This is a genomic window from Pseudomonas sp. P4_C4, assembly GCF_056402055.1.
Map to the genome: position 1 here is coordinate 1 of NZ_JBFUID010000053.1, position 21,200 is coordinate 21,200.

The following is a 21,200-nucleotide window of genomic DNA, read 5'->3' on the forward strand; positions in this document are numbered from 1 at the left end:
TGCGGTGTGTGAAGACGCAATGAACCGAAAGTTCGACGCTCACAAAACACCGAAAGCTATCACCTACCCAATTTGCTGAAGCGCGGCCAGCTGGCCACGACTCGGTACCCGAATTTCTTGACGACCATAGAGCATTGGAACCACCTGATCCCATCCCGAACTCAGCAGTGAAACGATGCATCGCCGATGGTAGTGTGGGGTTTCCCCATGTGAGAGTAGGTCATCGTCAAGATTAAATTCCGAAACCCCTATCTGCGTATGCAGGTAGGGGTTTTGTTTTTGGCGTAGAAAAAGCACGATCAATCAAGCACAAATTGGCGCAGTTATTTTTATCCCGGGACACTAGAATAGGTTCAACTTTTTCAGAGTCAGAGCGCTTATGCCAGATTCGGTTGACGCCAAAGAGCTGTCAGAATTACCACTAGAAAATCTGGTTGCCTGCCATGAGTGTGACTTGCTCATGCGTAAACCCGAACTCGCCCACGGCGAAAAAGCCCTGTGCCCGCGCTGTGGCTACGAGCTTTATGCCAATCGGTACAACGTCGTACAGCGCAGTCTCGCCTTGGTCATCGCCGCCTTGTTGTTGTTTATTCCGGCGAACTTTTTACCCATCATGCAGCTCAATCTACTCGGGCAGTCTTCGCAAGACACTGTCTGGAGCGGTGTTGTCGCCCTTTTTGACACAGGCATGCAAAGTGTTTCAGTGGTGGTGTTCCTGTGCAGCATGGGAGTTCCGCTACTCAAGCTGCTATGCCAACTGGCCGTATTGTTGAGTATCCGTTTTGATGTCGGACGCAGCTACGGCTTGTTGCTCTATCGCATTTATCACCATATACGCGAATGGGGGATGCTCGAGGTTTACTTCATGGGCGTACTGGTGGCGATCGTAAAACTGGCAGATATGGCAACCATCACCGTAGGCCTCGGCCTGGCGTGCTTCATTGGTTTATTGCTGATCCAAGTCTGGCTGGAGGTCGTAATGTCGCCTCACCAGATCTGGCAAGCGTTATCAGGAGAGGATGCCCATGCGGGCGATTGATGCAGGCATTCTGATTTGCAAGGAATGTCATGAATTGAACAGGCAGGAAGCTGATACCGATGAGCAAGTCTGTACACGCTGCGGAGCGCTGGTGCATGCCCGCAGCCCGAATAGCCTGGTGCGCACCTGGGCATTGCTGATTACCGCCGCCATTCTTTACATACCGGCCAATTTGTTGCCAATCATGACCGTGAACTCTTTGGGCAAAGGTGCGCCCAGCACAATCATGGCGGGTGTCATCGAGTTGGTGCACTACGGCATGTTTCCCATTGCGGCCGTGGTGTTTATCGCCAGTATCCTGGTGCCCACCTTCAAGCTGGTGGGCATTGGTTTATTGCTGTTTTCCGTGCAGCGTCGTCAGCCCCTTTCAGCTCGCCAGCGTATCTGGATGTACCGTTTCATTGAATTCATCGGCCGCTGGTCGATGCTCGATATCTTTGTGATCGCCATTCTCGTGGCGGTCGTGAATTTTGGGCGGCTTGCCAGCATCGAAGCCAATCCTGGCGCCATCGCCTTCGCCACTGTGGTGATTCTGACGATGCTTGCCGCAGTAACTTTCGATCCCCGACTGATTTGGGATAACACGGAGTCGGACGACGACCATGACTGATTTGCCTGTAGCGAAAACCCGACCGGCCTCGAACTGGTCTGCCATTTGGGTGCTGCCCCTGATCGCCTTGATCATTGGCGGCTGGCTCGGCTGGCGTGCCTATAACGAGACCGGCATCGAGATTCAGGTGCGTTTTGAGAGTGGCGAAGGCATTCAGGCCAACAAGACCGAAGTGGTCTATAAAGGCATGTCAGTCGGCAAGGTCAAAAGCCTCAAGCTCGATGATGAGGGCAGTTCCAAGGGGGTTATTGCCAGCATCGAGATGAACAAGGACGTAGAGCCATACCTGCGCACCAGCACACGTTTCTGGCTGGTCAAGCCGAGCGTGACGCTGGCGGGGATCACCGGTCTTGAGACGCTGGTTTCGGGTAACTATGTCGCCATCAGCCCGGGGGAAGGCGAGCCCGTCCGCAAGTTCAAGGCCCTGGCCCAGGAACCGCCGCTCTCGGATGCCCAGCCCGGTCTGCACTTGACCATCAAGGCTGACCGTCTGGGTTCGCTGAACCGTGGCAGTCCGGTGTTCTACAAACAGATCAAAGTGGGGCAGATCAAAAGCTATGTGTTGTCCGAGGACCAGAACACCGTCGAGCTCAAGGTTTTCATTGAGCCGACTTACGCAAAACTGGTGCGCAAACACACACGTTTCTGGAACGCCAGCGGCATCAGCATCGACGCCAATCTGTCGGGGGTGAAGGTTCGCAGCGAGTCCCTGGCCAGCATCGTCGCCGGCGGTATTGCGTTCGCTACCCCGGAAAACCGCAAGGACAGCCCGCCTACCGACCCGAGCCTGCCGTTCAGACTCTATGAGGACTTCGATGCAGCGGCGGCCGGTATCCGGGTCAAGGTCAAGCTCAGCGACTTCGAAGGCTTGCAGGCCGGTCGTACGCCGGTGATGTACAAAGGCATTCAGGTCGGCAATCTCAAGGCGCTGAAGGTCGATCCTGACCTGTCCGGGGCCACCGCCGAATTGACGATGGACCCATTGGCCGAAGATTACCTGGTCGAAGGCACCCAATTCTGGGTGGTCAAACCGTCGATTTCCCTGGCGGGGATTACCGGTCTCGAGGCGTTGGTCAAAGGCAACTACATCGCTGTGCGGCCTGGCGACAAGGGTTCGGCGCCACAACGGGAGTTTGCGGCACGGGCCAAGGCGCCGCCGCTGGATCTGCGCGCACCTGGCCTGCATTTGGTGTTGTTCACGGAAAATCTCGGCTCGCTGGAAGTCGGCAGCCCGGTACTCTACAAGCAGGTCAAAGTCGGCTCCGTACAGAGCTATCAGTTCTCTCGCACCAAGAAACAACTGATCATTGGTGTGCACATCGAGAAGGAATACGAAGGTCTGGTCAACGCCTCGACGCGCTTCTGGAACGCCAGTGGCATCACCCTCACGGGCGGGCTGACCGGCGGGGTCCAGGTTAAAAGCGAGTCGTTGCAGAGCTTGATGGCCGGCGGCATTGCCTTCGAGACCCCGCAAGACAAAGCCCCATTGCAGAAGCGTATTCCACGTTTCCGTCTGTTCGCGAACCATGAAGATGCTACGCAGAAAGGCGAAGTCATCACGCTCAAGCTCGATCGCGCTGATGGCTTGCGTACCGGCACTCCGATTCGCTTCAAGGGCCTGGATGTCGGCAAGATCGAGGACGTTGACCTGAGTGACGACCTGCAATCGGTGCTGCTGACCGCACGGATTACCGAAGTGCCGGAGCGCATCGCCCGAGTCGGCAGTCAGTTCTGGGTGGTCAAGCCTGAGCTGGGCCTGATCAAGACGTCCAACCTCGAAACCCTGGTGACCGGGCAATACATCGAGGTGCAACCGGCACCGAAGAACCTGGGACCGCAGAAGAGCTTTGTCGCTTTGGCCGTCGCGCCCGAAACTGCCAAGCAGGAAGCGGGATTGAGTCTGGTGCTGAGCGCAGCCCGTCGCGGTTCGCTGAAGGCTGGTGTACCAGTGACGTATCGCGAAATCACAGTGGGCAAGGTGACGGGTTATGAACTGGGCCAGACCGCTGATCGTGTCCTGATCCATATCCTGATCGAGCCGAAGTACGCGCCACTGGTACGCAGCGGCACGCGGTTCTGGAACACCAGCGGTTTCGACTTCGATGTCGGCCTGTTCAAAGGCGCAACGGTGCGCACTGAATCCCTGGAGACGATGATTCAGGGCGGTGTCGCCTTTGCCACACCGGACGGTGAGCGCATGGGCGGCCCGGCGCAACCGGAGCAGACGTTCGCGCTGTTCGACAAGTTTGAAGAGGAATGGCTGGGTTGGGCGCCGAAGATATCGCTCGGCAAGTAACCTGTTGGCGGTAGTGCTGTCCCCATCGCGAGCAGGCTCGCTCCCACACTGGATTGTGTTCAACACCGATCTAATGTGGGAGCGAGCCTGCTCGCGATGGGGTTCAAGACTACTGAATAGTTTGAATGCCCACAAAAAAGGCCGCGATCCATTGGACCGCGGCCTTTTTCATTGCCTTCGATTCAAGCCTCAGACCGCATCCAGCTCCGGTTCATCCGCTTCTTCGTTGACCGTCGCCTTCACCTGATCATGACGACGGATGTACTTCCAGTCCGCCTCATCGATGTAGATGCCGGCCGGGCCGCTGCCGCCTTCCAGGTCGATGGCGACACTGGCGCAGACCTGCGGTTTCACGCTCGCCAGAATCGGCACGAAGCCCAGTTGCAGGCTGGTTTCCAGCAACGCGGCCTGGTTCTTCTCATCGATGTCCGCTGCCTCGTCGAGGTAGTACGGCAGGCGCACGCGACCGGCCTGGTCACGGTCCATCAAGTGCAGCAACAAGTACATGTTGGTCAGCGCCTTGATGGTCATGGTGGTGCCGTTGGAGGCGGCGCCGTCGATGTCGGTGTGGATCACCGGTTGACCGTTGACCTTGGTGATCTCGAACGCCAGTTCGAACAAGTCCTTGAGGCCGAGCTGGTTGTGGTTCGCCGCCACCAGCCGCGCCAGGTATTCCTTGGCCTCTTCGTTCTTGTTGTCCTGTTCCGCACTCTGGCTCAGATCGAACACCGACAGGGTTTCGCCTTCCTCGTACTGGCCGGCGCTGTGGATGATCTGGTCGATGTGCTTGAGCGCTTCCTTGTTCGGCGCGAGCACGATACGGAAGCTTTGCAGGTTGGAGACCTGGCGTTTGTTGATCTCGCGGTTGAACAGTGCCAGCTGGTGTTCGAGGCTGTCGTAGTCGCTGCGGATGTTGCGCAGGGTCCGGGCGATGTCCGTCACGGCGGCACGACGAGCCTTGCCCAGGGTCAGGGCTTCATCGGCACGGTGCGCATAGGCGTTGATCAACAGTTGCAGGCGACGCTCCATATCGTCTTCGCTGTCAAACTTGGCCACACCCTTGAGGCGCACCTGAGCGTACAGCGCTTCGATCTGGCCGTCAGCCCGCAGCAGACCTTGCCAGCTGTCCTGATAGTCATTGAGCAGCGGCAGCAGGTTGTCCATGGAGTCGTCGATCGGGTCCATGAACGGTGTGCCGAACGGCAGGTCCGCTGGCAGCAACTGACGGCGGCGCAGAGCGTCGTCGAGGGTGCGTTGCTTGGCTTCCATGTCACCGATCTGCCGACCGACCAGTTGCAGCTTGGCCGACAGTTGCTGGACACGCTCGGTGAAGGCATCGCTGGAGCGCTTCAATTCGTCTTGCGCGGCTTCCATCTGCGCCAGTTGCTCAAGCTTGTCGCCTTCTTCGGCGCTCAGGGTTTGCGCGCGACGGAAATCTTCCAGGGCCTTCTGTGCATCCAGCACTTGCTGGTACAGCGCTTCGGTCTGGGTCTTGCTCGCGGCGCGGTCGGCGGCCACGGCTTGCTGGGTTTTCAGTTGCTTGAGTTCTTTTTCCAGGCGCTCTTTCTGATCGCGCAATGCCGCGCGGTCAGCCAGGGCCTGCAATGCCGGAGGTTCGATGTGCGAGATGTCGATGGACAGCCCCGGCACTTCGAAGCGTTCACCTTTGAAACCGTCGAGGATCAGCTCCACGGATTTGACCCACTCGCCGTCGTCGTCGAGGGTGATGCCGTGTTCACCCAGCGGCAGGCTGAACAGTGCGCTGTTGAACAGGCGCATCAGGCGCTCGACGTCTTGCTGCGAGAATTCTTCACGCAGACGGGCGTAGCTGTTGTTATCGGCGTGATCGAGTTGCTGCCTGACCGACTTCAGGCGTTTTTCCAGGTCGCGCAGGCGTTCGTCAAGGTCTTCGGCGCTGAACTGGCGGGATTGCGCCAATGCGCCGGCCAGTTCGTCGTGGGCGTCCTTGGCGGCCAGCAGTTGCTGTTCCAGCACCTTGACGTCATCGATCAGGGCAAAGCGATGCTTGAGCACCGACAGTTCGCCGAGCCAGCGCTGGATGCCGGTGATTTCCCGCTCCAGGCGCATCAGTTCCTGAGTGCCGCCGCGCTGGTCGTTTTGCAGGGCGTCCTGCTCATTGCGGTAGTGCTCGGCCTGAATGCTCAGCTCTTCCTTGCGCGCACTGGCGTAGTCCGACCAGGTGCCGAGCAGGGAGTCGAGCAACGGCGAGATCCGGTGCAGTTTGCCGCGCAGGATGTCGCGTTGCTTCACGCCGTTGGCCAGGGCTTCGACCAGCGGGCCGGCGGCGACCAGCGAGTTGTAGTCCTGCTCCATGCGTCGTACATCGCGGAACGCTTCTTCGCACGCGGCAATGTAATCGACGCTACCGGAGCGCAGGCTGTGTTCGAAGGCATCGAGGAACAGTTGCTTGAGCTTTGCCGCAGTGATTTCGCGCATGTGCAGCAGGTTGATGAACAGCGCGCGGAAGGTCTTCAGGCTCTGCTCGCTGGTGGAGCGCAGCGGAATCAGCGTCAGGTCCAGCGGGATCGATGTGTGGCCACCGACCAGCAAACGGCGCAGTTCGTCCGGCTTGAGTTCGTAGGCTTTCAGGCCTTCGCGTTCAAGGTTGGTGAAGAGTTCTTTCTGACGCAGGCAGGTGTCGTTTTTCTGATAGTGGGCCAGGTCCAGTTTGCCGGCGTAGGCAAAGAACTGGTGACCGAAACCGCCGCCCGGGCCGCGACCGACCACACCGATCACGTGGGGACCGTGGGGCAGGTTGACTTCCACCAGGATGTAGCTGGTGTCCGAGGCGAAGTAGAAGCGCCGGGACTGCTCCAGGCTGTACTTGCCGAAGCTCATGTCCGACATGCGCGCCAGGATCGGGAACTGCAAGGCGTTGATCGAGGCGGATTTACCGAGGTTGTTCGCGCCGTACACCGACAGCGGTTCTTCCAGCGGGAACAGGCCGAGGCTGTAGCCGGCGGTGTTCAAAAGGGCAAAGCGGCGGATGCCGTAACGTTCCTTGCTCATGCGTCGAGCTCCTGTTCTTCGGCAATGGCGCGGGCCAGTGCGTCTTCTTCGCTTTCGTCTTCAAATTCTGCGAGGTCGAGCGGGTCGTCGGTCTGCAGCAGTTTTTCGTCGCTGTCTTCGTCGATCAGCACCGGCACCGGCAACGGCAGGACGCTGTGCAGACTGGCGGCCAGATCGCGGTCCTGTTGCACCGACAGGCACACATCGAGGAAGCGGTGCATCGGCGGCAGGAAGCGGTAGACACCGTTTTCTTCGCTGGCGAAACCGAGTTGGGTCATGCGTCGCATGATCTTTTCTTCCAGCTCGTCCTGGGTCTGCACTTCGGCCTGAATGAACAGGTCGCGGTACTTTTCCAGCAACGACGGCAGCTCATCGCGACCGAGGCTGCCGCCGTCGAGCACGGCGATCGGGTCGCGACCCTGATCGGCCAGGTGCTCGACGAGGATGAAAGTGAACAGCGCCAGACGCTGGGCAGTCTTGTTCACCGCCGCCGCCGCGAGGTCCGGCACGAAGTAGTAGAAGCCGCGGGTGTCGCAGATCAGTTCAAAACCCAGGGCCTTGAACAGCGTGCGGTACTGGTCCTGGAAGTTCGACAACTGTGCGTACAGCTCCGGATCGCGGCGGCTGACGTGATAACCCTTGAACAGCTCGCGAAAGATCGGCGCCAGCTGGGACAGTTCGGAAAGATCAAGTTGCATGCGAAGTACTTCCATAGAGGGTGCTCGCAGAATTCTCGGTGGCATCGCTGACCGAGAGCAGGGCGAAGGAGCGCAGGCTGACCTGATGCTCGTGGGTATGGTATTCGCGACGCTCCAGACGCTCGCGCGTGAAGCGTTTTTCCCGCGACAGGCGCGAGAACCAGTACAGCAATTCGTCGGTGGCGCCGTCAGGTTCCTGCTCCAGCAGCCAGGTCATCAGGTCCGGCATCGGCAAGGCGTCTTCGCAGCGTTCGAGCATTTCCCGAACGGTGCGTGGTGCCCGTGGCGCTTCGCCTTTCTGGGTCTTGTGAGCCTTGGGGAAACGTGCCGGTTTCGGTTCGAAGCGGGCCAACGCATAAACGTAGGCTTCGACCTGACTGGCACTGCCAAGGAAGGTGCTTTGCGGGCGAGTGAACATCGGCATGGCCGCTTGTGGCACGGCGTCGATGCCTTTGCGGCGGATCATCGACAGGGCCAGTGCCGCGCCACGGGTCACGGCGTTGTGTCGGCGCGCTTCTTCACGCAACGGCAGCAGCAGTTCGCGGGCATGACGCAGGGTCAGTTGGGCGCTGGTCTGCATTTCGAGGATGCGTGCGTGGGTGCGCAGCAGCATGTCGTCGTCGACCAGGTGGCCGAGGCGCTGCTGTTCGCTGAGCATCTTCAGCAGGACGGTTTCGACCTTGCGCACGCCTTGTTCGAAGGCGCCGTCGGCGTTCACCAGATCAATCATCGGCTCGACGTATTCGTCCCAGGTCGCCAGCACTTCAGCGTAACGCTGGCGCAACGGTATTTGCCGATCGCTGGTTTTCGCCCGTTCGGCGACGGCCACCAGTGCCTGTTCGTCGTTATCGAGTTTTTTCAGTACGTCGCGAACCCGCATGTCGAGCAGGCGCAACTGGCGGGCCAGGTCATTGCCGTCGCGGATATCGAACGCGTCCTGGATATAACCGGCCAGACGCTCGAGGTGGCGCAGGTAGGCTTCGATTTCCAGGCACAGGCCCAGGCGGTGTTCACGGCGCAGATAGGCGAGGAAGTCGTGAATCTGCGCATTGAGCTCGAAACGGTTCGGGCTTTTGGCCACGGGAACCAGGATGTCGAGGCGAATCCACACGTCGAGCAGGCTGGTGATGTCCTGCGGCGTACTGTCGAGTTGCTGGGCGGCCAACTGTGAACGCAATTCGTTGAGGCTCAGGGTGCCTTGGTCGAAGTGCTCGCACAGTGGCTCCAGAAGTGCCCAGTGTTCAGCGAGGGCGCGCAAGACGCGCTTGGGTTCGATCATCGGAATGGCCGGCTGGTTGGCGATTAAAAGCGGCGATTGTACTGCATCGGGGGCAATGCGATTCAATCTCGGGACGGGCTGTCGCATTCTTTCGATAAAGAGCATCGGTCGAGGCTATCGATCAACAGCAAGCGATCTTGAGCGAACGGCGGTAGAATCAGCGCACTTTAGTTATCCACAAGTGGCCGACCTTTGCTTATCGAGTCCCGTCGTCGCGCTTATCTGGCCGCCATGCAGGTGGTCAACTGGCTGCCGCGCACCGAATTGCCCTTTGCCGCACCGTCGCGGCCCGAGCTGCTGGAGACCCCCGAGCCGATTGTGGTTGCGCCTGTCGTGCCCGCTGTTGTGGCCCAGACGCCCGTGGCGCCTGTGGCCAAGCCGGTCGAGCGGGCGAAGATCGAGGTGCCGCGCCCATCGCTGGCAAGCACGCGCACCGGGGCCAAACCGGTGGAAGAGGCTGAAGAGGCGCCGGTCGTGGTCAAGGCCCCGATCGTGCCGCCCCCGCGTTTCGCCCTGCAATTGTTGCGGGCCGGGCGTTGCCTGCTGCTGGTGGAGTTACCCACAGGCGAATCCTTCCAGAGCCGTGATCCTGCTTACCTGCTGCTCAAAGACATGTTGCGCGCCGCCGGTCTGCCGGACAGCCCGCAGATCGTCGGTGAGCCGGTGCGTTGGCCGCTGTTGGTGCGAGGCACGATGGATCAGGGCCCGGAAGCGGCCCGAGACTTCGTGCAAGGTTTCCTCTCGGTGCGCATGGAAGAAACGCCCTGCGCCTGCTTGTGGCTGATCGGCCTGCCTGCGGTGCGATTTGCCGGCGAAGCGGATGCCGAGGCGTTCAATCGCGAGTTGCAGATCGAAGGCCTGGGCTCGGCCTGGGCGGTGCCGGGCCTGGAATTATTAATGGAAGAGCCACAGCGTAAGGCTGATGTCTGGCAAGCCATGCGTCGGCTGATGGCGCGCTGGAAAGAATCGAATGAGTGACGCTGTATCGTTTCGCCCGATGACCGAGGCGGACCTGGAAACTGTACTGAAAATCGAATACGCGGCCTACAGCCATCCCTGGACCCGCGGGATTTTCCTCGATGGCCTGGGCAAGTATCAGATCTGGCTGATGTTCGAAGGTCAGCAACAGGTGGGCCACGGTGTGGTGCAGATGATCCTCGACGAGGCGCACCTGCTGAACATTACGGTCAAGCCGGAAAACCAGGGCCGTGGCCTGGGGCTGACATTGCTTGAGCATTTGATGTCGATTGCCTACAAGGCCGACGCCCGGGAGTGTTTCCTGGAAGTGCGCGACAGCAATACCGCGGCGTTCAAGCTGTACGAGCGTTATGGTTTCAACGAGATCGGCCGACGCCGGGATTACTACCCGGCGGTGGGTGGGCGCGAAGATGCTGTGGTCATGGCCTGCACTTTGGTGGATTGAGTCCGTAGAGCTCAACGTTTTTTGTCGAGAGGATCGCGCCGCGCCAATTCCGCCTCATCCAGACCATTGCCACCGCCAATATCGTCCTCATCGACGATGCTCAGGTCCCAATCCGCGCGGCTATCATTGCCCGCCTCATGGGCATCCCGGGCGCCGTCTTCACGGATCAGGGTTTCCGGGCTCAGGTCATCGTCGGTAGGTTGATGGTCGCCGGTCGAGGCGCCGGCAAGGCCTGCTTCACGTACGCGCCGACGAGGCATCAGTTGCTCGTGCTCCTCATCCGGCAGTTCGTCACCGATTCTGGCGCTGGGCACTTCTTCATCGAAATCCAGTTCATGCACCGAGCCTATGCGGTCTTCGTCGTCATCGATGGGCTCCGGTTGCACCGCATCGTACGGACGTCGTGAATCATTCATGGTAATTCCTCATACTGTAGGCCTTACTACGGTTGACCTACGTGGCTACCGAGAATTCCACCGGCATGGAGCCCCGTGTTCCGGATCAGGAGAGCATCTGCATTTCGCGCGTGACCCCGACGGACGGTTGTCAGTCAAAGCTGCGCATCATTCTTGAGGCTTCAAAGCATGAACGAATTACAAGATCTGATTGATAACAACGAGCGTTGGGCCGCTGCGATCAAGGAGGAAGATCCTGACTTCTTCGCCAAGCTGGCTCGCCAACAGACCCCCGAGTTTCTGTGGATCGGTTGTTCCGATGCCCGGGTGCCGGCCAACGAGATCGTCGGCATGCTGCCGGGCGATCTGTTCGTACACCGTAATGTGGCCAACGTGGTGCTGCACACCGACCTCAACTGCCTGTCGGTGATTCAGTACGCGGTCGATGTGCTCAAGGTCAAACACATCCTCGTCACCGGTCATTATGGCTGCGGTGGTGTGCGCGCCTCGATGCAGGATCGTCAGTTCGGCCTGATCGACGGCTGGCTGCGCTCGATTCGCGACCTGTATTACGAAAAGCGCGAAGAACTGGCCAAACTGGCCACCGAAGAAGAACGGGTCGACCGTCTTTGCGAGCTCAACGTGATCCAGCAGGTGGCCAACGTCGGTCACACCAGCATTGTGCAAAACGCCTGGCATCGCGGACAGAGCCTGTCGATCCACGGCTGCATTTATGGCATCAAGGATGGCCGCTGGAAGAGCCTGAATGCGACCATTAGCGGTTTCGAGCAACTGCCACCGCAGTACCGCCTGCGTCCGTTCGAGCCCCTGTAAAGCCCTTCAGCACGGACTTTGCCGACGCCACTGTTGCAAAAACAGCTGGCCGTCGGCGTTCGGCGCTTCATCGTAGCCGGCGATCCAGCCCCGGCAGTTGTATGAACCGCAGCGGCAGGCGAACTGGCGCAGCAGCTTGTCTTCCGTCGCAGCGTAATCCATCGACAGCCAGTCGCCTTTCTGAATGTCCTTCAGCGCCCATAACCACAGCTCACTCATGTCCAGAAACACGTTCGGGTCGCAAGAGTGGCACAGCAGCCCGCAGAAGCGCGGGTCATAGACGTGAACATCGGGCGCCAGCTGGCGGGTATGTCGGCTGCGATAGGGCAGCAAATGCCCCGATACCCTGCAGATTCGACTGATGCGGGGAAACTCGCGCAGCGCTGCTATGGCCATCGGCGTGCCTTTGTCGTTCGAGAGAATCTCGAAATCGGCCAGGGATGGAAATCCGAGGTGAAGGGGCAACTCCGCAAAAGGGTAAACACCCTGCGGCGGCGGTGCGAGAGACTTGCGCAGTGCATTGGCTTTCATAACGATCCTTGTCGGCTGGGTGCTGCGACTTCCATTGGCTGACGATCCTGTCAGCGCCGCAGCACATGGGGTACGGCCCAAGCCTCTCGCAGATATTGCGGGCGGTCTACTGTCATAACTGACAGATGGACTGCCGATAGTCGGTTTACAGCGGTGGAGCGGGCAGGGCAGTGGCTGGCGCTGGCGCCTTGAGCTGTTTGAGCTGCAGCTGGACCGGTGCAGTCGAACATTTGGCCGCCGCCTGTCCGGGCGTCAGGTTGCGAATCGAGGTGTAGAACAGCGTGCAGGTTTTTTCCTTCTCGGCCACTTGCCAGGTTTGCGTGCAGGTTTTCAGCTCGACATCGGCATTACTGTCCGGTTGGCGGCCCATGACGGCCTGCCAGCACGCGGCACTCAAATCCTGGCCCATGACTTTCAGGCCCGCTGCATCGGCCTTGGCCTTGGCATCATTGCCGGAATAGTTCGCCGGATCGGCGGCGTACCAGATGTAGCTCGGGTGGTTGGAACCCAGCACCCGCACTTTCACCCCGTCACTCGGGCTGATCGTCGCCAGGCCCAGCACGTTCACGGTCGGCCCGTACTGTTGCTGGATCCAGTTACGCACCGGCGCGCCGAAGGCGACCATTGGCAATGTTTCACCGCTGGCGTGCAGGCTGACGTTCCTGACCATGGTGGTCTGGTAGTCGTTGAAGTAGCTGTAGACGCCCTCCAGATCCTTGCCGGCGTTGGATGGGGCGGCGATAGGGGCGATGTCGACAATGGTCTGGAAGCCTGGCGTCTGCTCGACCGGGATGCCATTGGCGGTGAGCAGCGTGGCCCAGCGATCCGTGGTGGCGGACCTCAGGTAATCCTGGGCCTGGGTCAGCGAATAGTCTGGCGGGAAGTGCAGCAGTTCGACGCTTTTGCGGTTTTCCAGGGCCATGCCCAGCGGCAGGAACAGATACCAGCTGTACGCCCACTTGCCATCGGCATTCAGTTTGCTGGCGCCGTTATAGGCCAGGTCACCGGCATCGAGCAGCGCTGCCAAAGGTTTTTCATAGCCGTTGGGCACGCCGATGATTTCTGCGTGGAGCTGACCATTGTCGGTTTTGACCAGAACCTTCGCGTCGCCGTAGCCATCGCGCTGCACGCTCTGGGTCAGGTAATGCTCGACGGTTTGCTCAAGCGTCCAGTTGCGAAAGCAGATCACGTTGCAATTGTTGGGGTAGGCGAAGAGGCGGGTAACGCGTTCGGTAGTGCCCAGTTTCAAGTTGGCATCGGCGTGGGCGGTGGTGCTCAGAGTGAGGGCTGCGAGGGTGAGTGCCGCGAGTTTGAACATGCTCAGATCCTTTTCAGCGTATAAGACCAGCAGATACTGAAACAGACAGGGCGGAACAAAAAGGGCCGATATCAATATCGGCCCTTTTTATGGTTACGGCATTACCGGCGGCAAATACGCCAGCGTCGTCCCCAGTGCCCATAACAACACTAGCACCAATGGCGTATGTACCAGCAATTGCACGAACGAGAAGCCGATCAAGTCCCGCGCTTTCAACCCCAGCACGCCCAGCAGCGGCAACATGTAGAACGGGTTGATCAGGTTGGGCAGGGCTTCGGCGGCGTTGTAGATCTGCACCGCCCAGCCCAGATGGTAGTTCAGGTCATTGGCCACTTGCATCACGTACGGCGCTTCGATGATCCACTTGCCGCCACCGGACGGGATGAAGAAGCCGAGAATCGCCGAATACACGCCCATCAGCAGCGCGTAGGTGTCGTGGGAGGCAATGCTGACGAAAAAGGTCGAGATGTAATGGGCCAGGGTCTGCGCATCGGCGCCCTTGACCGTGGTCATCAGCGCCGCGATCGAACCGTAGAGCGGGAACTGGATCAGCACGCCGGTAGTGGTCGGCACCGCACGGGCCACGGCGTCCAGAAAGCTGCGCGGACGCCAGTGCAACAGGGCGCCGAGCATGATGAACAGGAAGTTGTAGGTGTTCAGCCCGGAAATCGCACTGATCGCCGGTTTGGTCGAGAACTCGTGGAACAGCCAGCCACCGGCCAGCAGCACCAGCAGGATCATCAGCAGCGGGCTGTATTCCAGCCATTCGCCGGGGCGGGTGCGTGGTTGCAGCGGTGGCAGGTTGAAACTCGGATCGACACCGCAGGCCTTGGCATCACGTGCCGAGTTCGGGCCAGGGGCAGTGGCGTAGGCAATGATCAGCGAGATGACGATCAAGGCCAGCAACATCACGCCGGACTGCCAGAGAAAGATCGTCTGGGTGAAGGGAATCACCCCGGTGATCGATAGAATCGACGGCGGCAGGCTCGCCGGGTTGGCCTGCAATTGTGCTGCGGACGACGACAGGCCCAGGGCCCATACCGCGCCAAGCCCCAGATAGGCGGCGGCACCGGCGGCGCGATAGTCCATTTTCAGATCGGTACGACGGGCGAGGGCGCGCACCAACAAACCGCCGAACACCAGGGACAAGCCCCAGTTCAGCAGCGACGCGACCATCGAGATCAGCGCGACCCAGGCCACGGCGGAGCGACCGTTTTTCGGGATCTTCGCCAGACGGTCGATCAGTTTCACCGCTGGCGGCGAACTGGCGACCACATAACCGCCGATCACCACGAAGGCCATCTGCATGGTGAAGGGGATCAGGCTCCAGAAGCCATCACCAAAGGCCATGGCGGCGTCGGTGGGTTTGGCTCCCATCGCCATGGTGGCCAAGGCCACGATAATCACCGCCAGGGCAGCAAACACCCAGGAGTCAGGAAACCAGCGTTCGGCAAAACTTGAGCAGCGCAGGGCAAAGCGGGCGGAGCGGCTATCTTCGATATCAGCGGCCACGGGGGTTACCTCGGATTTTTATGTTTGTTGTGGTCTTCGGGGCAGTAACCGCCCGTCTGGACAGACGTCAACATTAATTCAAGCCGAGGATTTTTGCGGGGCTGTTTCGTGGCTATGGGACTTTGGTCTAACGGGTTGTCCGCCGGTGCATTTGCGTAGACCATGGGCGCCTTGGTTTTTGCCTGTGCCAGAGTTCTTTACATGACTGCCAACACCGATTCGCGCGCGGCGCCGTTCAGCCGCTCGGACTACAAGACCTTGGGGCTTGCCGCCCTCGGCGGGGCGCTGGAAATATACGACTTCATCATCTTCGTGTTTTTCGCCCTGACCCTCAGTCAGCTGTTCTTCCCGCCGGAAATGCCCGAGTGGCTGCGCCTGCTGCAAAGCTTCGGGATCTTCGTCACCGGTTACCTGGCGCGACCGCTGGGCGGCATCCTGATGGCGCACTTCGCCGACCGTCTGGGGCGCAAGAAAGTCTTCAGCCTGAGCATCCTGATGATGGCGTTGCCCTGCCTGCTGATCGGGATCATGCCGACCTACGCGCAAATCGGTTATTTCGCTCCGTTGCTGCTGTTGGGCCTGCGCATCCTCCAGGGCGCGGCGGTGGGGGGCGAAGTGCCGAGTGCCTGGGTATTCGTCGCCGAGCATGCGCCCATCGCCCATCGCGGCTATGCCCTGGGTTTCCTGCAGGCGGGGCTGACCTTCGGCTATCTTATCGGCGCATTGACCGCGACCTTTCTGGCGCAGGCATTCACCCAGGAGGAAATCCTCGATTACGCCTGGCGTTACCCGTTCCTGCTCGGCGGCGTGTTTGGGGTGATTGGCGTCTGGCTGCGTCGCTGGCTCAACGAAACCCCGGTGTTCATGGCCATGCAGGCGCAGCGCGAAGCGGCCGGCGAACTGCCGCTGCGCACGGTCTTGCGCGAGCATCGCCTGGCCATTTTGCCGGCGATGATTCTCACCTGTGTGCTGACCTCGGCGGTGGTGGTGTTCGTGGTCATCACCCCGACCATGATGCAGAAAACCTTTGGCATGACCACCAGCCATACCTTCGCCTTGAGCGCACTGGGCATCGTGTTCTTGAACATCGGCTGCGTGCTCGCCGGGCTGCTGGTCGACCGCATCGGCGCCTGGCGCACGGTGATGCTCTATAGCCTGCTGCTGCCGCTGGGCATCGGCGTGCTGTATGGCTGCCTGATCATGGGCGGCGACTGGCTCGGCCTGGCCTACGCCGTGGCAGGGCTGTCCTGCGGGGTGGTCGGCGCGGTGCCATCGGTGATGGTCAGCCTGTTCCCGGCGCGGATTCGCGTCTCGGGAATCTCGTTCACCTACAACATTGCCTACGCCGCATGGGCAAGTGTCACACCGCTGTTGTTGATCGGTCTGATGCCATGGAGTCCATGGATCTGCGTGATGTTCAGTGCGGTGATGGGCGCGGTGGGCGTGGGCAGTGCGGCTTATTTCGGTGCACGGATGCCGAGAATCGCAGGCTGTTCCACTGCTGGCGCGCATTGATTGTGCGCGTCATAACTATTTTTACAGGACAAGCCTGAAACACGCTTAAGTAAATGTTTCCAAGGCCGATGGTTAGGTTGCGTATCGCTTTCTACCCCCGTCCATCGGTGCTTTCCCATGTTCAATAAACGCTTGAAGCAGGAGCTGTCGGCTCTTCGTGAAGAACTCTCCAGCCTCCAGCAAGTGAAGGAAAGTCTGGAAAGCGAGATGCTGGTACTGACTCTCGACAGCGATGGACGGGTTCAGTCGGTCAATCAGAACTTCCTTGGCGAGATGCACTACAAGAGCGGTGACCTGATCGGCCGACACATCGACGACTTCGTCCCGGATCACGTGAAGTTCGACGAATTCCAGCAGCGTTTCAAAAACGCGCTGACCCGTGGCGAGCACTTCGCCGGCGCAGTGCGCCTGTTGCGCGGTACGGGCCAGGAAGCCTGGTTGCGTTCGATCCTGCAACCGGTGCGCTCGGCCGATGGGCGGATCAAGTATTTTTCGATCTTCTCCAGCGACCTGACCCGCACCATCGAGGCCTCCCGCGAGCACGAGAACCTGATCGGCGCACTGGTGCGCTCCACGGCGGTGATCGAATTCGACCTCAACGGCAACGTGCTGACTGCCAACGACCGCTTCCTCAGTGGCATGGGGTACAGCCTGGCGCAGATCAAAGGCAAACATCACCGCACCTTCTGTCTGCCGGAGGAGTACAACAGTGCCGAGTACCAGGACTTCTGGCGTCGCCTGAACGCGGGCGAGTACGTGACCGACCGTTTCAAGCGTGTCGACAGCCACGGTCGTACGGTCTGGCTGGAGGCGTCCTACAACCCAGTGGCCGATGCCAACAACAGGCTCTACAAGGTGGTGAAGTTCGCCACGGTGATTACCGATCAGGTCAATCAGGAACAAGCCGTCGCCGAGGCCGCCAACATCGCCTACAGCACCTCGCAGCAAACCGACCAAAGCGCCCAGCGCGGTAACGCCGTGGTGACCCAGGCCGTGGACGTGATGCGTGACCTGGCCAAGCACATGCAAACCGCTGGCGATGGCATCGAGGCCTTGAACGAGCAGTCGCTGGTGATCGGTACCATCGTCAAAACCATCAGCGGCATTGCCGAGCAGACCAACCTGCTGGCGCTCAACGCGGCCATCGAAGCGGCGCGTGCAGGCGAGCAGGGTAGGGGCTTTGCCGTGGTGGCGGATGAAGTCCGGCAACTGGCGTCGCGCACCAGCCAGGCCACCGACGAAATCGTCCTCGTGGTGCGGCAGAACCAGGACATGGCGCGCAACGCCGTGGCGCTGATGACCGACGGCAAGCTCCAGGCCGAACAGGGCCTGGCCCTGGCGGCGGAAGCGGGTACGGTGATTGTCGAGATCCAGGACGGCGCGCAGAAAGTGGTCAATGCGGTGGGGCAGTTTGCCAATCAACTGATGAGTTGAGTCCAGCGTTTTGCCCGAAGCCTGAAAAGATCGCCATCGGCGATCTTTTCATTTCAGCGTGTTTTATCCCGTTACAATCGGCTCTTTTCCCCCAGGAGCAGACTTCCATGAGCGCTTCCCACCGCCGTCCGGTTCCCTTGTCCAGGGCCTATCGTCTGCTCAATCATGGCCCGACCGTGCTGGTCAGCGCAGCCCACGGTGGCCGGCGCAATATCATGGCGGCAGCCTGGGCCATGCCGCTGGATTTCGAACCACCGAAAATTGCCGTGGTGCTGGACAAGTCCACCTGGACTCGCCAGTTGCTGGAGGCTTCGGGCACTTTTGTGCTGAACGTCCCGTGCGCTGCCCAGGCCGACATTGTGCAGACCGTCGGTTCGACCTCCGGCCTGGAGTTGACCCAGGGCCAGGGGCGCGACAAGTTTGAAACCTACGACTTGCAGACGTTCACCGGTCAGTCGGTTGATGCGCCGATGCTCGAAGGCTGCGTGGCCTGGCTGGAATGTCGCCTGTTGCCGGAGCCGAACAACCACCAGCAGTACGATCTGTTCCTGGCCGAAGTGATTGCCGCCCAGGCTGACGAGCGCGTGTTCAGCGAAGGGCGCTGGCACTTCGAAGGGCAAGATGCCTTGCGCACCTTGCACCACGTGGCGGGCGGGCACTTCCTGACCATTGGCGAGCCGGTGGACGGCAAGACCTTGCAGGTGTAAGCCGGTCAGCGCTCATATCCACACATCATTCTCGGCTGTGCGCTCACCACCTTCGTTGCCGGTGTTCAGTACACCCTTGGGTTCGATCAGCAGGAGTTTTACCTCCTGCTCGGCACAGGGCTTGTGCTCGACGCCTTTTGGCACCACGTACATTTCCCCGGCGTTCACCAGCACGTGGCCATCGCGAAAATCGATGCGCAGCCGGCCTTCGAGCACGATGAAGGTTTCGTCGGTATCGAGATGGTCGTGCCAGATAAAGTCCCCCAGCAGCTTCACCACCTTGAACTGGTAGTCGTTCATTTCGGCGATGACCCGGGGCGACCAGTGGGAATCGATCCGACTGATTTTTTCAGCGAAGTTCAGGCTTTCGTAAGTGTTCATGAAACAGCTCTCGCGGTGATTGGTGAACCCACGATAGCCAGCGACTCAACGCGCTTCTTGTACGATTGTGCGTGGCTCAACGGCGCTGCATGTTCATCCAGCGGGCCGGTGACAGGCCATAGGTTTTGCCGAATTGCCGCGTCATGTGGCTCTGGTCGGTGAAGCCTGCGATCAGCGCGGCACCGACCAGGCTCTGACCCTGAATCAGCAGCGCACGGACCATGTCCAGGCGGCGCATGGTCAGGTAGCGGTAGGGGCTGGTGCCGAACAACAGGCGAAAATCCCGGGACAGGCTCCAGCGATCCCGACCACTGTGCTGCGCCAGTTCATCCAGGGTCACGGTGCGATCCAGAGCGCCGTGGATGTATTCCCGCGCACGCTGCGCGGCCACGTAATCAAAACCCGAGCGTTTGCCCGGCGCACCGGAAACCGTGCTCATGGCTTGCGCCAGATCGAACAGCGCGTCCTGTTCTTCCAGTGGATCGAGCGGGCAATCCAGGCTGCGCAGCAACGCGCCCGTGGCGGCGAACAAGCGGGGATCGTTCGACAGCCCGGTCTTGATGAATGGCAGCGCTTGCCCGCCGAGCATCTGCTGGATCAGCGCCGGTTCGATGTACATCATCCGGTACTGGAAGCCGGACTCTGTGCCGGCCTCGCCATCGTGGGCTTCGTCCGGGTGCAGCACGATCGTTGCGCCGGGCAGGCTGTGACGCCAGCCGCCGCGATATTGAAAACTCTGCACCCCGGCCAGGGTGTGGCCGATGGCATAGGTGTCGTGGCGGTGAAGGTCGTAGCCATGGCCGGCAAAAAACGCCTCGAAACGCTGTAACCCGCCGACATCGGGCGCGCGATGGAACCAGTCATTGCGAGGCGGACGCTTGGCCATGGTGATGATTGTCTTGAGCTTGATGCGCAACACGGTAACCCAGTCAGCGGTTCTCTGTCTTCTGATCGGAAGGCGATTTGTCCGCTAGAAAACCAAGGGCAAATACTGCACTGTGGGGCGCATTCTCTATAGGTCGTTTTTTATTTGTCAGGATGAGGCCAGGTCATGAGCAAGCTGCGCGTGGGGATCATTTTCGGGGGCCGTTCGGCCGAGCATGAGGTGTCGCTGCAGTCGGCGAAAAACATCGTCGATGCGCTGGATCGTTCACGCTTCGAGCCGGTGCTGATCGGCATCGACAAACAAGGCCACTGGCACCTCAACGACCCTTCGAATTTTTTGCTGAACCAGGAAAACCCGGCGCTGATCGCCCTTAATCAATCCAATCGTGAACTGGCTGTGGTGCCGGGTAAAGCCAGCCAGCAACTGGTGGAAACCTCCAGCCAGGAATTGCTCGGCCACGTCGATGTGATCTTCCCGATTGTCCACGGCACCCTCGGGGAAGACGGTTGCCTGCAAGGCTTGCTGCGCATGGCCGATCTGCCGTTTGTCGGCTCCGATGTGCTCGGCTCGGCCGTCTGCATGGACAAGGACATCAGCAAGCGCCTGCTGCGCGATGCCGGCCTGGCCGTGACGCCGTTCGTGACATTGACCCGTGCCACGGCCGCGGGTACCGGGTTTGCCGAGGTTCAGTCCCGGCTCGGTTTGCCGCTGTTCGTCAAGCCGGCGAATCAGGGCTCTTCCGTGGGCGTGAGCAAAGTCACCGACGAGGCTGAGTACATTGCTGCGGTGGCGTTGGCCTTGAGTTTCGATACCAAGGTGTTGATCGAATCTGCCGTCAGCGGCCGCGAGATTGAGTGCGCGGTGCTCGGCAATGAAGACGCCATCGCCAGTGGCTGCGGCGAGATCGTGGTGCGCAGCGGGTTCTATTCCTACGACAGCAAATACATCGACGACACGGCGGCTGAAGTGGTGGTGCCGGCCAATATCAGCGTCGAGGCCAGCGAGCGCATTCGCGCCCTGGCCGTCGAGGCATTCCAGGTGCTGGGCTGCTCCGGCCTGGCCCGCGTCGACGTGTTCCTGACCGACAGCGGCGAAGTGCTGATCAATGAAATCAACTCGCTGCCCGGCTTCACCCGCATCAGCATGTACCCGAAACTGTGGCAGGCCACCGGCATGACCTACAGCGAACTGGTGACGCGACTGATCGAGCTGGCGCTGGAAAAGCACCATGTTCGGCAGGGGTTGAAGATCAGTCGATAAGTGAGCGGCTGATTTTCGCTTGCTCATAAAACAAAAGGGCCTACCCATCGGT

General features: G+C 60.2%; 18 protein-coding genes, 1 rRNA gene and 2 pseudogenes. 12 read left to right on the top strand and 9 right to left on the bottom strand.

The features are described 5' to 3' along the window. Positions 1-116: 116 nt before the first annotated feature. The 4 genes from rrf to AC1DXW_RS23680 all read left to right on the top strand — a co-directional run bounded on the left by rrf (position 117) and on the right by AC1DXW_RS23680 (position 3,945). Positions 117-232 (top strand): 5S ribosomal RNA (rrf, locus tag AC1DXW_RS23665). A 147-nt stretch (positions 233-379) separates the two neighbouring features. After that, positions 380-1,039, top strand: a complete 660-nt coding sequence (locus AC1DXW_RS23670; protein ID WP_477756899.1) for a paraquat-inducible protein A — start codon at positions 380-382, stop codon at positions 1,037-1,039. Next, positions 1,026-1,649: a paraquat-inducible protein A gene (locus tag AC1DXW_RS23675; protein ID WP_150728041.1), complete on the top strand. Its 624-nt coding sequence runs from the start codon at positions 1,026-1,028 to the stop codon at positions 1,647-1,649. Before AC1DXW_RS23670 ends, AC1DXW_RS23675 begins: the two co-directional genes overlap by 14 nt. After that, on the top strand, positions 1,642-3,945 hold the full coding sequence (locus AC1DXW_RS23680) for a PqiB family protein (RefSeq protein ID WP_477760527.1): 2,304 nt from the start codon (positions 1,642-1,644) through the stop codon (positions 3,943-3,945). The genes AC1DXW_RS23675 and AC1DXW_RS23680 overlap by 8 nt, the downstream gene beginning before the upstream one ends. Before the next feature lie 189 nt (positions 3,946-4,134). Here AC1DXW_RS23680 and mksF read toward each other — a convergent pair whose 3' ends face one another. Genes mksF through mksB form a run of 3 tightly spaced genes read right to left on the bottom strand, consistent with a single transcriptional unit; the run spans position 4,135 to position 8,952 of the window. Then, the gene (mksF, locus tag AC1DXW_RS23685) at positions 4,135-6,975 is read right to left on the bottom strand and encodes an Mks condensin complex protein MksF (protein WP_477760528.1); all 2,841 of its coding nucleotides are present in this window, start codon (positions 6,973-6,975) and stop codon (positions 4,135-4,137) included. Then, entirely contained in the window at positions 6,972-7,673 is a 702-nt protein-coding gene (gene mksE, locus AC1DXW_RS23690) for an Mks condensin complex protein MksE (RefSeq protein WP_477760529.1), read from the bottom strand. Before mksE ends, mksF begins: the two co-directional genes overlap by 4 nt. Then, positions 7,663-8,952, bottom strand: coding sequence for an Mks condensin complex protein MksB (mksB, locus tag AC1DXW_RS23695; protein WP_477760530.1), 1,290 nt, complete (start codon positions 8,950-8,952; stop codon positions 7,663-7,665). The genes mksE and mksB overlap by 11 nt, the downstream gene beginning before the upstream one ends. A gap of 231 nt (positions 8,953-9,183) precedes the next feature. Between mksB and AC1DXW_RS23700 the strand changes: the two genes are divergently transcribed. Continuing rightward, on the top strand, positions 9,184-9,930 hold the full coding sequence (locus AC1DXW_RS23700) for an energy transducer TonB (RefSeq protein WP_477760539.1): 747 nt from the start codon (positions 9,184-9,186) through the stop codon (positions 9,928-9,930). Next, a complete protein-coding gene (gene rimI, locus AC1DXW_RS23705) occupies positions 9,923-10,375 on the top strand; it encodes a ribosomal protein S18-alanine N-acetyltransferase (protein WP_477757003.1) in 453 nt (150 codons plus the stop codon). The genes AC1DXW_RS23700 and rimI overlap by 8 nt, the downstream gene beginning before the upstream one ends. 11 nt (positions 10,376-10,386) lie before the next feature. Here the strand turns inward: rimI and AC1DXW_RS23710 are convergent, their stop codons facing one another. After that, positions 10,387-10,791 carry a serine kinase/phosphatase gene (locus AC1DXW_RS23710; protein WP_477757004.1) on the bottom strand — a complete coding sequence of 135 codons (405 nt, stop codon included), beginning with the start codon at positions 10,789-10,791 and terminating at the stop codon, positions 10,387-10,389. A 168-nt stretch (positions 10,792-10,959) separates the two neighbouring features. Between AC1DXW_RS23710 and can the strand changes: the two genes are divergently transcribed. Continuing rightward, positions 10,960-11,604, top strand: coding sequence for a carbonate dehydratase (can, locus tag AC1DXW_RS23715; RefSeq protein ID WP_007978048.1), 645 nt, complete (start codon positions 10,960-10,962; stop codon positions 11,602-11,604). Between the two features lie 6 nt (positions 11,605-11,610). On the opposite strand, the gene AC1DXW_RS23720 is transcribed toward can, so the two are convergent. The 3 genes from AC1DXW_RS23720 to AC1DXW_RS23730 all read right to left on the bottom strand — a co-directional run bounded on the left by AC1DXW_RS23720 (position 11,611) and on the right by AC1DXW_RS23730 (position 14,965). Continuing rightward, entirely contained in the window at positions 11,611-12,135 is a 525-nt protein-coding gene (locus AC1DXW_RS23720; RefSeq protein ID WP_477760531.1) for an SET domain-containing protein, read from the bottom strand. Positions 12,136-12,280: 145 nt separating this feature from the next. Continuing rightward, positions 12,281-13,453, bottom strand: coding sequence for a hypothetical protein (locus AC1DXW_RS23725; protein ID WP_477756699.1), 1,173 nt, complete (start codon positions 13,451-13,453; stop codon positions 12,281-12,283). Positions 13,454-13,546: 93 nt separating this feature from the next. After that, a complete protein-coding gene (locus AC1DXW_RS23730; RefSeq protein WP_477760532.1) occupies positions 13,547-14,965 on the bottom strand; it encodes a short-chain fatty acid transporter in 1,419 nt (472 codons plus the stop codon). Between the two features lie 201 nt (positions 14,966-15,166). Here AC1DXW_RS23730 and AC1DXW_RS23735 point away from each other — a divergent pair, with 201 nt between their 5' ends. From AC1DXW_RS23735 to AC1DXW_RS23750, 4 genes and pseudogenes are all read left to right on the top strand, one after another. Further along, complete coding sequence (locus tag AC1DXW_RS23735) at positions 15,167-16,480, top strand: MFS transporter (protein ID WP_477756610.1); 1,314 nt, start codon at positions 15,167-15,169, stop codon at positions 16,478-16,480. Between the two features lie 207 nt (positions 16,481-16,687). Beyond that, positions 16,688-17,326 (top strand): annotated as a pseudogene (locus tag AC1DXW_RS23740) (PAS domain-containing protein); the annotation flags it as partial. A 150-nt stretch (positions 17,327-17,476) separates the two neighbouring features. Continuing rightward, a pseudogene (locus AC1DXW_RS23745) lies at positions 17,477-17,914 on the top strand (methyl-accepting chemotaxis protein); the annotation flags it as partial. A gap of 107 nt (positions 17,915-18,021) precedes the next feature. Continuing rightward, positions 18,022-18,621, top strand: a complete 600-nt coding sequence (locus AC1DXW_RS23750; protein WP_477756074.1) for a flavin reductase family protein — start codon at positions 18,022-18,024, stop codon at positions 18,619-18,621. Between the two features lie 12 nt (positions 18,622-18,633). Here AC1DXW_RS23750 and AC1DXW_RS23755 read toward each other — a convergent pair whose 3' ends face one another. Beyond that, on the bottom strand, positions 18,634-19,002 hold the full coding sequence (locus AC1DXW_RS23755) for a cupin domain-containing protein (protein WP_477756073.1): 369 nt from the start codon (positions 19,000-19,002) through the stop codon (positions 18,634-18,636). Between the two features lie 76 nt (positions 19,003-19,078). After that, on the bottom strand, positions 19,079-19,888 hold the full coding sequence (locus AC1DXW_RS23760; protein ID WP_477756076.1) for an AraC family transcriptional regulator: 810 nt from the start codon (positions 19,886-19,888) through the stop codon (positions 19,079-19,081). Positions 19,889-20,053: 165 nt separating this feature from the next. Here AC1DXW_RS23760 and ddlA point away from each other — a divergent pair, with 165 nt between their 5' ends. Then, on the top strand, positions 20,054-21,148 hold the full coding sequence (ddlA, locus tag AC1DXW_RS23765; RefSeq protein ID WP_477756072.1) for a D-alanine--D-alanine ligase: 1,095 nt from the start codon (positions 20,054-20,056) through the stop codon (positions 21,146-21,148). Positions 21,149-21,200: the final 52 nt, after the last annotated feature.